Origin of the sequence: Streptomyces sp. NPDC002793 (assembly GCF_040295485.1) — a bacterium.
Classification (GTDB): Bacteria; Actinomycetota; Actinomycetes; order Streptomycetales; family Streptomycetaceae; genus Streptomyces.
On sequence record NZ_JBEOVL010000001.1, the window covers coordinates 33782 to 48432 of the forward strand.

Annotated in this window: 15 protein-coding genes; 5 read left to right on the forward strand and 10 right to left on the reverse strand. The window is 69.7% G+C overall.

Annotated features, from left to right (window positions below; genetic code table 11):
- Positions 1-4: 4 nt before the first annotated feature.
- Positions 5-553, reverse strand: coding sequence for an acyl-CoA thioesterase (locus tag ABT001_RS00135; protein ID WP_351269969.1), 549 nt, complete (start codon positions 551-553; stop codon positions 5-7).
- Between the two features lie 119 nt (positions 554-672).
- Here ABT001_RS00135 and ABT001_RS00140 point away from each other — a divergent pair, with 119 nt between their 5' ends.
- Positions 673-1947: an LCP family protein gene (locus tag ABT001_RS00140; protein WP_351269971.1), complete on the forward strand. Its 1275-nt coding sequence runs from the start codon at positions 673-675 to the stop codon at positions 1945-1947.
- 59 nt (positions 1948-2006) lie between these two features.
- Here the strand turns inward: ABT001_RS00140 and ABT001_RS00145 are convergent, their stop codons facing one another.
- Both ABT001_RS00145 and ABT001_RS00150 read right to left on the reverse strand, forming a co-directional pair.
- Positions 2007-2216, reverse strand: a complete 210-nt coding sequence (locus tag ABT001_RS00145; protein ID WP_351269974.1) for a DUF397 domain-containing protein — start codon at positions 2214-2216, stop codon at positions 2007-2009.
- Positions 2213-3091: a helix-turn-helix domain-containing protein gene (locus ABT001_RS00150; RefSeq protein WP_351269976.1), complete on the reverse strand. Its 879-nt coding sequence runs from the start codon at positions 3089-3091 to the stop codon at positions 2213-2215. The genes ABT001_RS00145 and ABT001_RS00150 overlap by 4 nt, the downstream gene beginning before the upstream one ends.
- A gap of 163 nt (positions 3092-3254) precedes the next feature.
- On the opposite strand from ABT001_RS00150, the gene ABT001_RS00155 reads away from it, so the two are divergent.
- A complete protein-coding gene (locus tag ABT001_RS00155) occupies positions 3255-3689 on the forward strand; it encodes an ATP-binding protein (RefSeq protein WP_351269979.1) in 435 nt (144 codons plus the stop codon).
- A 111-nt stretch (positions 3690-3800) separates the two neighbouring features.
- Here the strand turns inward: ABT001_RS00155 and ABT001_RS00160 are convergent, their stop codons facing one another.
- Positions 3801-4958, reverse strand: coding sequence for an acyl-CoA dehydrogenase (locus tag ABT001_RS00160; RefSeq protein ID WP_351270696.1), 1158 nt, complete (start codon positions 4956-4958; stop codon positions 3801-3803).
- Between the two features lie 174 nt (positions 4959-5132).
- On the opposite strand from ABT001_RS00160, the gene ABT001_RS00165 reads away from it, so the two are divergent.
- Entirely contained in the window at positions 5133-6476 is a 1344-nt protein-coding gene (locus tag ABT001_RS00165) for a UDP-glucose dehydrogenase family protein (RefSeq protein ID WP_351269981.1), read from the forward strand.
- 50 nt (positions 6477-6526) lie between these two features.
- Here ABT001_RS00165 and ABT001_RS00170 read toward each other — a convergent pair whose 3' ends face one another.
- The 3 genes from ABT001_RS00170 to ABT001_RS00180 are packed head-to-tail and all read right to left on the reverse strand — an operon-like array spanning position 6527 to position 9402.
- Positions 6527-7720: a dipeptidase gene (locus ABT001_RS00170; protein ID WP_351269984.1), complete on the reverse strand. Its 1194-nt coding sequence runs from the start codon at positions 7718-7720 to the stop codon at positions 6527-6529.
- 9 nt (positions 7721-7729) lie between these two features.
- The gene (gene purE, locus ABT001_RS00175) at positions 7730-8266 is read right to left on the reverse strand and encodes a 5-(carboxyamino)imidazole ribonucleotide mutase (protein WP_351269986.1); all 537 of its coding nucleotides are present in this window, start codon (positions 8264-8266) and stop codon (positions 7730-7732) included.
- On the reverse strand, positions 8263-9402 hold the full coding sequence (locus ABT001_RS00180; protein WP_351269989.1) for a 5-(carboxyamino)imidazole ribonucleotide synthase: 1140 nt from the start codon (positions 9400-9402) through the stop codon (positions 8263-8265). The genes purE and ABT001_RS00180 overlap by 4 nt, the downstream gene beginning before the upstream one ends.
- A 172-nt stretch (positions 9403-9574) precedes the next feature.
- Between ABT001_RS00180 and ABT001_RS00185 the strand changes: the two genes are divergently transcribed.
- Positions 9575-10093, forward strand: a complete 519-nt coding sequence (locus tag ABT001_RS00185; protein ID WP_351269992.1) for a GtrA family protein — start codon at positions 9575-9577, stop codon at positions 10091-10093.
- A gap of 17 nt (positions 10094-10110) precedes the next feature.
- Here the strand turns inward: ABT001_RS00185 and ABT001_RS00190 are convergent, their stop codons facing one another.
- Together ABT001_RS00190 and ABT001_RS00195 are read right to left on the reverse strand one after the other, a co-directional pair.
- Positions 10111-11379: a sensor histidine kinase gene (locus ABT001_RS00190; RefSeq protein WP_351269995.1), complete on the reverse strand. Its 1269-nt coding sequence runs from the start codon at positions 11377-11379 to the stop codon at positions 10111-10113.
- Positions 11380-11393: 14 nt separating this feature from the next.
- Positions 11394-12071 (reverse strand): response regulator transcription factor, encoded by a 678-nt coding sequence (locus ABT001_RS00195; RefSeq protein ID WP_351269997.1) that lies wholly within the window; start codon positions 12069-12071, stop codon positions 11394-11396.
- Between the two features lie 488 nt (positions 12072-12559).
- Here ABT001_RS00195 and ABT001_RS00200 point away from each other — a divergent pair, with 488 nt between their 5' ends.
- A complete protein-coding gene (locus ABT001_RS00200; protein ID WP_351270000.1) occupies positions 12560-14050 on the forward strand; it encodes an oligopeptide:H+ symporter in 1491 nt (496 codons plus the stop codon).
- A 70-nt stretch (positions 14051-14120) separates the two neighbouring features.
- Here the strand turns inward: ABT001_RS00200 and ABT001_RS00205 are convergent, their stop codons facing one another.
- Entirely contained in the window at positions 14121-14615 is a 495-nt protein-coding gene (locus ABT001_RS00205; RefSeq protein ID WP_351270003.1) for an ATP-binding protein, read from the reverse strand.
- Between the last annotated feature and the right edge of the window lie 36 nt (positions 14616-14651).

Genomic DNA, 14651 nt, shown 5'->3' on the forward strand with positions numbered 1-14651 from the left:
GCGGTCAGTCGTCGATGCCTTCGGCGGCCCGCTGTTCGCGCAGCTCCTTGATCGCGCGACGCCGGGCGAGCCGGTGCGTACGGCGGATCTGGGCCTCCTGGTAGCGCCGCTTGTCACGCTCCGTCTCCGGGGCGACCTGCGGTACGCGGCGCGGCTTGCCGTCCTCGTCAACCGCCGCGAACACCAGATAGGCGCTGCCGACCTGCTGGGCGGGGGTCGACTCGTTCCACCGCTCGGCCATGACGCGTACGCCGACCTCCATCGAGGAGCGGCCGGTCCAGTTCACCTGAGCTCGGACGTGAACGAGGTCACCCACACGGACGGGTTCCAGGAAGACCATCTCGTCCATCGAGGCCGTCACGGCCGGCCCTCCGGAGTGCCGGCCAGCGACCGCCCCCGCCGCGTCGTCGACCAGCTTCATGATCACGCCGCCGTGCACCGTGCCGAGGAGGTTGGTGTCGTTGCCGGTCATGATGTGGCTGAGGGTGGTCCGGGAGGCCGAGGTCGGCTTCGCCGGAATGTCGCTCTCCGGCGAGTGGGGCTGATCTGTCATGCCGTCCACCTTATGCGGGGGCTTGCGCCGGGTTGCATTGCATCAGCTTCGCAACAGCCGTGCCCCGATCCCCGGTACACCCTGTAAGAGGCACAGGTCGAGACGGCACACTGGTCCGCATGAGCGATTGGCCCGAAGGACGGAACGGCGGACCCGGCGAGCAGTACGGGCGGGGCAGCGCCGGCTCTCAGCCCGAGAGTGCCCGCGCCATGCCGCACGTCAGGCGGCGCCCCGCGCCGCCGCAGTCCCCGCCCCGGATCCCGCCGCAGCAGGGCCAGGGCCCGGACGGCTACGGCGAGACCCCCGGCTACGACAGCGGCTACAACACGGGCCAGGTCTACGGCGGCGGACAGGGCGGCCAGCGCGGCGGAGGCCGCGGCGGCGACAGCGGTTACGTGCAGCCCCGCGCGGCGCCCGACTGGGGCCGGCGGATCAAGGTCGGCGCGCTGACCCTGGTCGTGGTGCTGCTCGCCGTCTCCATCGGCACGTACTTCTGGGCCGACGGCAAGCTCAAGCGCGAGGTCGACCTCTCCAAGGTCATCGAGCGGCCGGGCGAGGGTGACGGCACGAACTACCTGATCGTGGGCTCCGACAGCCGCGAGGGCATGACGGCCGAGGACAAGAAGAAGCTGCACACCGGCTCCGCCGAGGGCAAGCGGACCGACTCGATGATGATCCTCCACGACGGCTCCAACGGCCCGACGCTGATCTCGCTGCCCCGTGACTCCAACGTCGAGATCCCCTCGTTCGTCGGCTCCGAGTCCGGCAAGAAGTTCGCGGGCACGGGCCGCCAGGTGAAGCTGAACGCCGCCTACGCCGAGGACGGCCCGGAACTGCTGGTCCGCACGGTCGAGTTCAACACCGGCCTGCACATCGACCACTACGTCGAGATCGGCTTCGGCGGCTTCGCCGGCATCGTTGACGCCATCGGGGGCGTCGAGATGGACATCCCCAAGGCGTTCAAGGACAAGAAGTCCGGCGCCGACTTCCAGGCCGGCAAGCAGACGCTGAACGGCGAGCAGTCCCTCGCCTTCGTCCGCACCCGGTACGCCTTCGCGGGCAGCGACCTGGACCGCACGAAGAACCAGCAGAAGTTCCTCGCGGCCCTCGCCTCCCAGACGGCGACCCCGTCGACGATCCTCAACCCGTTCAAGCTCTACCCGACGATGGGCGCGGGCCTGGACACGCTGATCGTCGACAAGGACATGTCGCTCTGGTCGCTGGGCAACATGTTCTTCGCCATGAAGGGCGTCACCGGCGGCGAGGGCACGTCGATGAACATCCCGCTCTCCGGCCAGAGCGTGAACGGCAACCTGGTCTGGGACAAGGACGAGGTCAAGAAGCTCGTGGAACAGCTGAAGAACGACGAGAAGGTCACGGTCAAGGGCAGCTGACCCGCGTGCACCGAGGAAAGGTCCGGACGGCGAACCGTCCGGACCTTTCCGTTTCTCGCTCAGCCGCCGGCCGCGTACGCCACGAAGTCCGCCCATGCGGCCGGCCCGAAACCGACGTGGGGGCCCGGTACGTTCTTGGAGTCGCGCACGCGCACCGCACCCGATGCTGCCGCGACCTCGACACAGTCGTTGCCATTGCTGGTGTCGCTGTAGCTGCTCTTGACCCAGACGAGCGAGCCGGAATCCTCGGCAGTTTTCTTGCGGATCATGTCTCTCCCAGCACTTCATCGATGAGGGCCAGGGACTCTCCCGGCGGGAGAGCCTGAGCCCTGATAATGCCGTACCGCAGCTCAAGCACTCGGAGTTGTCTCGGGTCGGAAATGGGGCGTCCTCCGTACTCGTCGTCGGTTCGGCCCATTGCTGAGCCGTCCCCGAACTTGAGTACCTGAATCCTTCCACCCGTGCCCGGGTGGTCCCAGCGGCTCATCGGCATCACCTGAATCTCGATGTTCCGCCTCCCCCCTACTTCCAACAAGCGTTCGAGCTGCTGGCGTTGCACCATTGTGCCGCCGGTCGGACGGCGGAGTGTCGCCTCTTCCAGGACGAAGCTGAGATCCAAAGCGGCCGGCCGGTCGAGAATGGACTGCCGAGCCATCCGCGCCGCCAACATGCGTTCCAGTTCATCAGCTGAATAAGCAGGTCGCCGCGTCCCCAGGAGCGCACGAGCATGGGCCGCCGTCTGCAGCAGACCGTGCAGAGCATGGCTCCCGTACGACAGCAGCTCGACCGCCTTGGCCTCCAGCTTCGCCAGGTCCCGCACCTTCTTCGGGTACCGGACCTCCGCCACATCCCCCTTCATCATGGCGATCTTCCCGCCCGCGCCCAGCACTTCGTCCGACTTGTCCAGGAACTCCGGGCGGGGGATACGCCTGCCGCCCTCCACCTTGTAGACGAGGTCTTCCCCGTACCCGATCGCGGCCCCGAACTCGCAGGCCCGCATTCCCGCGGACTCCCGCCAGGCCTTGATCTGCCGCCCCACCGCGGCAACCACCGCCGCCCCCGACTCGTCGTCCGGGTCGACGTCCCAGCCGGGCTCGTCCGCTTCGTCGCCCCTGCGCTCCGCACCCGCCCCATCCACGCTCATCCGTACTCCACCTCCGGTGTGCATGCCGTTCTCGCTCAACCTGCGCTGTCCCCGGCGCGTCACTCCGGACAGCCGGGACAGCACCGGACAAGGACGGGACAGTCACCGTACGTAACGGCTCCGTCGCTTTTCACCGTACGCAAGCGCGGCCACGCTGAGTGACGTGACCCAAGAAATCACCCGAACCGAACATTCCGCTCCCGCGCGGCAGTTCACCGTGCTGCTCTCCCCCACCCGCCGAGGTGCGAGGCTCGCCCGCCTGCTCACCACCGCGCATCTGGGTGACTGGGGGCTTCCCACGGAGTCAGCCGCGCACATCGTCGCCGAGCTGGCAGCGAACGCCACCGTCCATGGCCGCGTACCGGGACGTGACTTCCGGCTGAGCCTCATCGTCCGCCCCGACACCCTCCTACGGATCGAGGTGACCGACACGAGGGCCGAGCGGCTGCCGCCCGCACCCGGCGCCATGCCCGCCCCGGCCGACGACGCGGCTCACGGGCGCGGCCTGCTGATCGTCGAGGCACTCGCCGACCGCTGGGGCGTCGCCCTCGGGCCCGCTCCCCGCAAGACCGTCTGGGCCGAACTCGACCTCGAGTAGTTCAGCCGCGCCACCACCGCCGAGGACGTCCTCACCGAGGAGGGACCCCGCGCACGCACGGAAGGCCCCCGGCGTCGGGGGCCTTCCGCGTGGACCGGGGCAGCGCCGCCGCTACGGCAGGTTGCGGGCCATGACGATGCGCTGGACCTGGTTCGTGCCCTCGTAGATCTGGGTGATCTTGGCGTCGCGCATCATCCGCTCCACCGGGTAGTCGCGCGTGTAGCCGTAGCCGCCGAGGAGTTGCACCGCGTCCGTGGTGACCTCCATGGCGACGTCGGAGGCGAAGCACTTGGCCGCGGCGCCGAAGAAGGTCAGGTCGCCGTCGAGGCGCTCGGACTTGGCGGCGGCGGAGTAGGTGAGCTGACGGGCCGCCTCCAGCTTCATGGCCATGTCGGCGAGCATGAACTGGATGCCCTGGAAGTCGCCGATCGGCTTGCCGAACTGCTTGCGCTCCTGGACGTAGCCCTTGGCGTAGTCAAGGGCACCCTGGGCGATGCCGAGGGCCTGGGCCGCGATCGTGATGCGGGTGTGGTCCAGGGTCTTCATCGCCGTGGCGAAGCCGGTGCCCTCCTCGCCGATCATGCGGTCGGCGGGGATGCGGACGTTGTCGAGGTAGACCTCGCGCGTCGGGGAGCCCTTGATGCCGAGCTTCTTCTCCGGGGCGCCGAAGGAGACGCCCTCGTCGGACTTCTCCACGACGAACGCCGAGATGCCCTTGGAGCGCTTCGTCGGGTCGGTGACGGCCATCACCGTGTAGTACTCGGACTCGCCCGCGTTGGTGATCCAGCGCTTCACGCCGTTGAGGACCCAGAAGTCACCGTCGCGCTCGGCCTTGGTCTTCATGCCCGCCGCGTCCGAGCCGGCGTCCGGCTCCGAGAGGGCGTACGAGAACATCGCGTCGCCCTTGGCCAGCGGGCCCAGGTACTTCTTCTTCAGGGCCTCGGAACCGGAGAGGATCACCGGGAGCGAGCCCAGCTTGTTCACGGCCGGGATGAGGGAGGAGGACGCGCAGACGCGGGCCACCTCCTCGATCACGATGACCGTGGCGAGCGCGTCGGCGCCCGCGCCGCCGTACTCCTCCGGGACGTGGACCGCGTGCAGGTCGGAGGCGACCAGGGCCTTCAGCGCCTCGTGCGGGAAGCGCGCCTCCTCGTCCACCGCGGCGGCATGCGGGGCGATCTTCGCCTCGGCGAGCGAACGGATCGTCTCGCGGAGCATGTCGTGCTCCTCGGCCGGACGGTACAGGTCGAAATCGGTCGAACCCGCCAAGACGCTCACTCCCCAAGAATGCTAACTACCGTTAAGTAACCTGATTTTAGTGGCCCTGCCGAGCGGAGGCATACGGGCGGGGCACGTGAGCTTGCCGACAACCGCAAAACGAGGTCTCCGCACGCACGGTTATGCTCGGCTCCGCACGTCTGTCCGCATCGTTCAGGAGCACCCATGGCCCTCAGGATCACTGTGATCGGCACCGGCTACCTCGGCGCCACCCATGCCGCGGCCATGGCGGAGCTGGGCTTCGAAGTCCTCGGGCTGGATGTCGTGCCGGAGAAGATCGAGATGCTCTCGGCGGGCAAGGTGCCGATGTACGAGCCAGGGCTCGAGGAGATCCTGCAGAGGCATGTCGCGGGCATCCCCGGTTCCACCGGGCGGCTGAGGTTCACCACCTCCTGGGAGGAGATCGGCGCGTTCGGCGATGTGCACTTCGTCTGCGTGAACACTCCCCAGAAGCACGGCGAGTACGCCTGCGACATGAGCTATGTGGACAGCGCCTTCGAGTCGCTGGCCCCGCAGCTGACCCGGCCCGCGCTGGTCGTGGGCAAGTCCACCGTCCCGGTGGGCTCCGCCGCCCGGCTGGCCGCGCTCCTCGCCGAGCTGGCGCCGGTGGGTACGGACGCGGAGCTCGCCTGGAACCCGGAGTTCCTGCGCGAGGGCTTCGCGGTCCAGGACACGCTGCACCCGGACCGGATCGTCGTCGGCGTCGAGAGCGAGCGGGCCGAGAAGCGGCTCCGCGAGGTGTACGCGGGACCGATCGCCGAGGGCTCGCCCTTCGTGGTGACGGACTTCCCGACCGCCGAGCTCGTCAAGACCTCCGCCAACTCCTTCCTGGCGACCAAGATCTCGTTCATCAACGCCATGGCCGAGGTCTGCGAAGCCGCCGACGGTGACGTGGTGAAGCTCGCCGAGGCGATCGGCCACGACGAGCGCATCGGGAAGAAGTTCCTGCGGGCCGGCATCGGCTTCGGCGGGGGCTGTCTGCCCAAGGACATCCGGGCCTTCATGGCGCGCGCCGGTGAGCTGGGCGCCGACCAGGCGCTGACCTTCCTGCGGGAGGTCGACTCGATCAACATGCGCCGCCGGGGGCACATGGTCGAGCTGGCCCGCGAGGCCGTGGGTGGGACGTCGTTCCTGGGCACGCGCGTCGCCGTGCTGGGCGCCACCTTCAAGCCGGACTCCGACGACGTACGCGACTCGCCGGCCCTGAACGTGGCCGGGCAGATCCATCTGCAGGGCGGCCAGGTGACGGTCTTCGACCCCAAGGGCATGGACAACGCCCGGCGGCTCTTCCCGACCCTCGGCTACGCGGACACGGCGCTGGACGCGGTGCGCGGTGCGGACGTGGTGCTGCACCTGACGGAGTGGCGCGAATTCCGCGAGCTGGACGTGGCGGCGCTGGGCGAGGTCGCGGGGCGTCGGATCATCCTGGACGGACGCAACGCCCTGGACCCGGCGGTGTGGCGCGCGGCCGGATGGACCTACCGGGCGATGGGCCGCCCGAAGGCCTGACACGAACAGGAGGCGGCCCCGGGGGCCGCCTCCTGCCGTTTCCGTACCGCTCAGCGCACCGGGCCGTCCAGCTCCTCGATCGTCGCGTGGGACGGGCCGACCCGGATGCTCAGGTCCCGGGAGACCGCCTCCGCGTCGCGCAGGACCCGTACGGCGTTCTGCCACGTCAGCTTGGCCACGTCGGCGTCCGACCAGCCGCGCGTGAGCAGCTCCGCGATCAGGTGCGGGTAGCCGGACACGTCCTCCAGCTCCAGCGGGAGGAACGGCGTGCCGTCGTAGTCGCCGCCGATGCCGATGTGGTCGATCCCGGCGACCTCGCGCATGTGGTCGAGATGGTCGGCGACCGTGGTCACGGTGGCCATCGGGCGCGGGTTGAGCGCCTCGAAGTCCGCGTGGATCCGCATGGCGGCCGGGGTGGTGTCCAGGTGGTGCAGGCCGTGCTCCCGCATGTTGCGGTCGGCGGCCAGCGTCCACTCGACGGCGGCGGGCAGGACGAACTTCGGTACGAAGGTCGCCATGGCCAGTCCGCCGTTGGCCGCGAGCATCCGCAGCACGTCGTCGGGGACGTTGCGCGGGTGTTCGCAGACCGCACGGGCGGAGGAGTGCGAGAAGATCACCGGCGCCACGGAGGTGGCGAGCGCGTCGCGCATCGTGGTGGCCGCCACATGGGACAGGTCGACCAGCATGCCGATGCGGTTCATCTCGCGTACGACCTCACGGCCGAACTCCGACAGACCGCCGACGCGCGGGGAGTCGGTCGCCGAGTCCGCCCAGTCGGTGTTGTCGTTGTGCGTGAGCGTCATGTAGCGGACACCGAGGGTGTGCAGCGCGCGCAGGGTACCCAGGGAGTTGTTGATGGAGTGGCCGCCCTCGGCTCCCATCAGCGAGGCGATGCGCCCTTCGGCGCGGGCCTGCTCCATGTCGTCCGCGGTCAGGGCGCGCCGCAGGTCGTCCGGGTAGCGGGCCAGCATCTCGCCGACCACGTCGATCTGCTCCAGCGTGGCGCTGACCGCGTCGTCGCCGGCCAGGCTCGGGGCCACGTAGACGGACCAGAACTGCGCGCCGACGCCGCCGGCCCGCAGCCGCGGGATGTCGGTGTGCAGGGTGCCGGTCTGGTCCTGGGAGAGGTCACGGACGTCGAGGTCGTAGCCGACCTGCTCACGCAGGGCCCAGGGGAGGTCGTTGTGGCCGTCGACGACGGGGTGGTCGGCGAGGAGCAGCCGGGCGCGGTCCAAGTTGTCCATCGTGTACGCCTACTTCCCGAAGCCGAAGGAGTCCGCGCCCTGGGTCTTGGCGCGCAGTCGCTTGCCCTTCTCCACCGCCTGGTCCTTGAGCTCCTGCTGAAAGTCCTTCATCCGCTCCAGCAGCGCGCTGTCGTGGGCGGCGAGGATGCGGGCGGCGAGCAGGCCCGCGTTACGGGCGCCGCCGACGGAGACCGTGGCGACGGGGACACCGGCCGGCATCTGGACGATGGACAGCAGGCTGTCCATGCCGTCGAGGTACTTCAGCGGGACCGGTACGCCGATCACGGGCAGCGGGGTGACGGAGGCCAGCATGCCGGGCAGGTGGGCCGCCCCGCCCGCTCCCGCGATGATCGCCTTGAGGCCGCGGTCCGCGGCCTTCTCGCCGTACGCGATCATCTCGTGCGGCATGCGGTGGGCCGAGACGACGTCGACCTCGTAGGGGATCTCGAACTCGTCGAGGGCCTTGGCGGCCGCTTCCATCACGGGCCAGTCGGAGTCCGAGCCCATGACGATGCCGATGACGGGGGCGGAACCTGGTGCGGTCATTCGGTGATCGTTCCTCGCAGGTAGTCGGCCGCGTGCCGGGCGCGCTCCCGCACGTCCGCCAGATCGTCGCCGTAGGTGTTGACGTGGCCCACCTTGCGGCCGGGCTTCACGTCCTTGCCGTACATGTGGATCTTGAGCTGCGGGTCGCGGGCCATGCAGTGCAGGTACGCCTGGTACATGTCCGGGTAGTCGCCGCCGAGGACGTTGCACATGACCGTCCAGGGGGCGCGCGGGCGGGGATCGCCCAGCGGGAGGTCCAGGACGGCCCGTACGTGGTTGGCGAACTGCGAGGTGACCGCGCCGTCCTGGGTCCAGTGCCCGGAGTTGTGCGGGCGCATCGCGAGCTCGTTCACGAGGATGTGTCCGTCGCGGGTCTCGAAGAGCTCGACCGCGAGGTGGCCCACCACTCCGAGCTCGGAGGCGATCCGCAGGGCGAGCTGCTGGGCCTCTCCCGCGAGGCGTTCGTCCAGGTCGGGCGCCGGGGCGATGACGGTGTCGCAGACCCCGTCGACCTGGATGGACTCGACGACGGGATAGGCGACGGCCTGGCCGTGCGGCGAGCGGACTATGTTGGCCGCCAGCTCCCGTCGGAAGTCGACCTTCTCCTCGGCGAGGACGGGCACACCGGCCCGGAACGGCTCGGCGGCGTCCGCCTCGGAGCGGACGACCCAGACACCCTTGCCGTCGTAGCCGCCGCGGACCGTCTTGAGGACGACCGGGAAGCCTCCCACCTCGTCGGCGAAGGCGGCGGCGTCCGCCGGGTCCGCGACGATGCGGTGGCGGGGGCAGGGCGCGCCGATCTCCATGAGCTTCGCGCGCATCACCCCCTTGTCCTGGGCGTGCACGAGAGCGTCCGGGCCGGGGCGCACGGGGATGCCGTCCGCCTCCAGGGCCCGCAGGTGCTCGGTCGGCACGTGTTCGTGGTCGAAGGTGATCACGTCACAGCCGCGTGCGAAGGCGCGCAGCGTCTCCAGGTCGCGGTAGTCGCCGACGACGACCTCGCCGACCACCTGGGCGGCCGATTCCTGGGGAGTGTCACTGAGGAGCTTGAATTTCAGGCCGAGGGGGATACCCGCCTCGTGGGTCATTCGGGCGAGCTGGCCGCCGCCGACCATGCCGACTACAGGGAACGTCACGCGTCCAGGGTATCGGGCGGGCGGCGACTCCCCTCACGCTCTCCGGCCGGGCCCCCGCCGCTGCGGGAAGGACGCCTCGTCACGGGGCCGGCCGGCTCACAGGCATCACACGGGGGAGGTCGTTAGCATGGCCGGGTTGACGAAACCGACCGGACGGGGCTGAGCGATCACCATGAGCGAACGGGGCGCACTGCGGGCCCGGCTTGATCTGCTGGCCCGGGAGGTCGCCAAGTTCGGCGCCGTCGGCGCCCTCGGGCTGGTCGTCAACATCGTCGTGTCGAACCTGATCTGGCGCACCACGGAGATCCCGGTGGTGCGGGCGGGGCTGATGGGGACCATCGTCGCCATCCTCTTCAACTACCTCGGCTTCCGTTACTGGACCTACCGGGACCGCGACAAGACCGGCCGGACCCGGGAACTGATGCTGTTCCTGCTGTTCAGCGCCGTGGGAGCGGTGATCGAGACGGGCGTCCTCTATCTGGCGACGTACGGCTTCGGGTGGAACAGCCCGGTGCAGAGCAACGTCTTCAAGATCGTCGGCATCGGGATCGCCACGCTGTTCCGCTTCTGGTCCTACCGCACCTGGGTGTTCAGGGCGCTGCCCGCCAAGGAGGCCGTGCTCGACGCGGAACGATTTCTGGAGCAGCGACGACCCTCCGACGAGGTGACACCCGGTCCCGTGGCCCGCTGAGGCGCGGTCCGCGCGCGTCAGCGGACCGGGCGTTCGGAGTCCCTGCGACTCGGTACGGCCCGGCTGAGGAAGAGGGCGAACACCGGGGGCTGCTGCTGGAGCAGTTCGAGCCGGCCACCGTCCGCCTCGGCGAGGTCCCGGGCCACGGCGAGGCCGATCCCGGTGGAGTTGCGGCCGCTGATGGTGCGCTCGAAGATCCGCGCCCCGAGGTCGGCGGGGACACCGGGGCCCTCGTCCGTGACCTCGACGACGACCTGGTTGCCGGTGACGCGGGTGCGCAGCGCGACGGTGCCGCCCCCGTGCATCAGCGAGTTCTCGATCAGCGCGGCGAGCACCTGGGCGACGGCGCCCGGGGTGCCGACGGCCTCCAGCCCGTGCTTGCCCGAGCAGACGACGGCGCGGCCGGCGCTGCGGTAGGCGGGGCGCCACTCCTCGATCTGCTGCTTGACGACCTCGTCGAGGTCGAAGACGACGGCGGAGCCGGTGCGCGGGTCACGTGAATTCGTCAGCAGCCGCTGGACCACGTCCGTGAGCCGCTCGACCTGGGTGAGCGCGATGTTCGCCTCCTCCTTCACCGTCTCCGGGTCGTCGGTGACGGAGATCTCCTCGATCCGCATGGAGAGGGCGGTCAGGGGTGTACGGAGCTGGTGCGAGGCGTCCGCCGCGAGGCGCCGCTCCGCGGTCAGCATCCGGGCGATCCGCTCGGCGGACGAGTCCAGGACGTCGGCGACCCGGTCCAGCTCCGTCACCCCGTACCGCTTGTGCCGGGGGCGCGGGTCCCCCGAGCCGAGGCGTTCGGCGGTCTCGGCGAGGTCGGTGAGCGGGGAGGTCAGCCGGTCGGCCTGGCGTACGGCGAGGAGTACGGCGGAGATGATGGCCAGCAGCGCCACCGCCCCGATGATCAGCAGGGTCCGGCCGACCTCACGGGTCACGGCGGAGCGTGACTCCTCGACGGTGACCTTCTCGCCCTGTTCCCCGGTCTCCGTGCTGCGGGTGACGTTGCTGTCGGTGGGGCGTTCGCCGACCTCGATGGGGGCGCGTCCGGGGATCTCGACCCGGGCGTAGCGGCTGGTGTCGACCTGCTCGGCGAGGACCTGGGGAGTGATCCGCTCGGCGCCGAGCAGACGGCTCTCGACGACGCTGATCAGCCGGAATGCCTCGGAGTCGACGCTTTCCTGTGCGCTGTTGCTGATGGTGCGGGTCTCGACGATGACGAGGGAGACGCCGAAGACGGCGATCACGACGAGCACCACGGCGAGGGTGGAGTTGATCAGTCGGCGGCGCATGACTGTTCTGTACGTCAGCTCTTCTCGAACCGGAAGCCGACGCCCCGGACGGTGGCGATGTAGCGCGGATTGGCCGCGTCGTCGCCGAGTTTCTTGCGGAGCCAGGAGATGTGCATGTCGAGGGTCTTGGTGGAGGACCACCAGGTGGTGTCCCAGACCTCACGCATCAGCTGGTCACGGGTGACGACCCGGCCGGCGTCCCGTACGAGGACCCGCAGCAGGTCGAACTCCTTTGCGGTGAGCTGGAGTTCCTCGTCACCCATCCAGGCCCGGTGGGACTCGACGTCGATCCTGACGCCGTGCGTGGCGGGCTGCGGGGCGGGCTCGGTCGCGCCTCGGCGCAGCAGGGCGCGGACCCGGGCGAGGAGCTCGGCGAGGCGGAAGGGCTTGGTGACGTAGTCGTCGGCGCCGGCGTCCAGACCGACCACCGTGTCGACCTCGTCGGCCCGGGCGGTCAGCACCAGGATCGGTACGGCGTGGCCGTCGGCGCGCAGCCGCCTGGCGACCTCCAGACCGTCCATTCCCGGCAGCCCCAGGTCGAGGACGACGAGATCGACGCCTCCCTGGAGGCCGGCGTCGAGTGCGGTCGGACCGTCCTGGCGGACCTCGACCTCGTAACCCTCACGACGCAGGGCGCGGGCCAGTGGCTCCGAGATGGATGCGTCGTCCTCGGCGAGCAGTACACGGGTCATGCAGTGATGGTAGTCCGCACAGGCCCGGTGGGGTGAGGCCCTGGTCAGGCCCTGCGGGTCAGGGCCACGAATCGGGCATCCTCCTTTGAATGGGAGACTGCGGTTCCATGTCTACCTGTGATCCATCTCTCAGGTCCTTTCATATCCACCCGTGTCGTGTCGTATGGTTGCTCGACGCCTGTTGCACCGCAGAGGGACCTTTGGGCAGCTTTTCGCGCCAAGGGTCTCTTTTGTGTACGGGCCGGTTCCCGCCGGCCCCGACCAGTGAATGACCTGTGGGCCGGGCCCGGAGCGCGAGGACGCGCACCGGGCGTGGATCCCGGAGCGGTCTGTCCCACGACCCCGTCCCCGAACTCCCTGCGGAGCGGATGGCCGGATCGAATCCCCTCGAGGCGTCAGGGGTGGGGCCTGTCCGCCCGGTGCCGGCTACCCCCCACCGGGCGCGTCCCGCTCACGAGGCGGCGCGTCCCGACCAGCAAGGATCGACCATGGCGTCCAGCCTGACGAAGGACTCGGCCAGCACTTCCGGTTCGCAGAAGACCTTCTTCGGCCACCCCCGCGGCCTGGCCACTCTCTTCATGACGGAGATGTGGGAGCGTTTCAGCTACTACGGCATGCGCGCCCTTCTCCCGCTCTACCTGATCGCTCCCAACGGGCTTCACATGAACCCCGCCACGGCCACGGCGATCTACTCGGTCTACCTGTCGCTGGTGTACCTGCTCGCCATGCCCGGCGGCTGGTTCGGCGACCGCGTCTGGGGTCCCCGCAAGACCGTCGCCATCGCGGGCGGCGTCATCATGCTCGGCCACCTGACGCTCGCGCTGCCCTCCGAGGGCACCTTCTTCGCCGGTCTCGGCCTCGTCGCCATCGGCTCCGGCCTGCTGAAGTCCAACATCTCCACGATGGTCGGCCACCTCTACGACGGTCCGGACGACCCGCGCCGTGACGGTGGCTTCACGATCTTCTACATGGGCATCAACGTGGGCGCCTTCGTCGCCCCGCTGGTGATCGGCACCGTCGGCGAGAACGTCAACTGGCACCTGGGCTTCGCCCTGGCCGCGCTCGGCATGGGACTCGGTGTCGCCCAGTTCCTGCTCGGCACGCGTCACCTGAACGAGCGCAGCCTCGTCGTGCCGAAGCCGCTCTCCGCCGACGAGCGCGCGTCGACGCTGCGCAAGTCGATGATCTGGCTGGGCATCGCGGCCGTCTTCTACCTCGGCACCGTCGTCACCGGCGTCTACACGCTGAACTGGCTGCTGGTCCCGATCACGGTCGCCGGCCTCGTCATCCCGGTGATGGTCCTGGCGCGCATCAAGCGCGACAAGGAGCTCAGCCAGGCCGAGCAGTCGAAGATGTCCGGCTACATCTGGTTCTTCGTGGCCGCCGCCATCTTCTGGATGATCTACGACCAGGGCGGCTCGACCATGGCGATCTTCGCCGAGTCCTCCGCGGAGAACTCGGTGTTCGGCTGGAACTTCCCGGTCTCCTGGTACCAGTCGGTCAACCCGGTCCTGATCATGGCGCTGGCCCCGGTCTTCGCCACCTTCTGGCTGGCGCTGAACCGGCGGGGCAAGGAGCCGAGCACGGTCGTGAAGTTCAGCTCCGGTCTGGTGCTGGTCGGCGCATCGTTCTTCCTCTTCCTGGCTCCGCTGACCATCGCGGGTGACGGTCACAAGGCCGCCGCGATGTGGCTGGTCGCGATCTACTTCGTGCAGACCGTCGGTGAGCTGACGCTGTCCCCGGTCGGCCTCTCGGTCACCACGAAGATGGCCCCGGCCAAGTACGCCAGCCAGATGATGGGTGTCTGGTTCCTGGCCGTGACCGCGGGTGACTGCACCACGGGCCTGCTGTCCCTCGCGGGGGTCGAGCTCAACGGCACCGGGGTGGTGGCCCTCCAGGCCACGCTCGCGGTCGTCGCCGGCGTGGCGGTCTTCATGTACCGCGGCAAGGTCAAGGCGCTCATGGGCAACGTCCGCTGACCCGGACGCTCGTACGCGTCAGGCCCCGCACCGATCGGTGCGGGGCCTGACGCGTACTGCATCGGGAGGGTTACGCGGGCGGTGCCGCGAGCTCCGCCCAGACGGTCTTGCCGGGCTGGTCCGGTGTGCGCGCCACGCCCCAGTCCAGGCAGAGCCGCTGCACGATGAACATGCCGTGTCCACCGGGCCGCCCCGCGCGGTGCGGAGTGCGGGGCGCGGGCTGTCCCGCACCGCCGTCGACGACCTCGACCCGGAGCACCTTGGAGGAGCAGGCGATACGGAGCTCCTCGGGGCCGTCCGCGTGCAGACAGGCGTTCGTGACGAGCTCGGAGACGACCAGCAGGACGTCCTCGGCGGCCGCCCGCCGGTCGGCTCCCGACGCGGGGAGCCAGCCCCAGTCGTAGAGCGCCTGCCGGGCGAAGTCGCGGGCCATCGGCACGATGCCGCTGGCATGTCTCAGCGAGAGCGTGCGCCACTGCCGGTCAGCGGGCACGGCAGAGGCGGGGCCTGTGCCGTCCGGCTCGCGGCCGAGGCCGCCCGGCGGATGCTGCCGGGTGGTGCTCATCAGCGCTTCACCTCACCGATTCACCGTGTGTTGCCA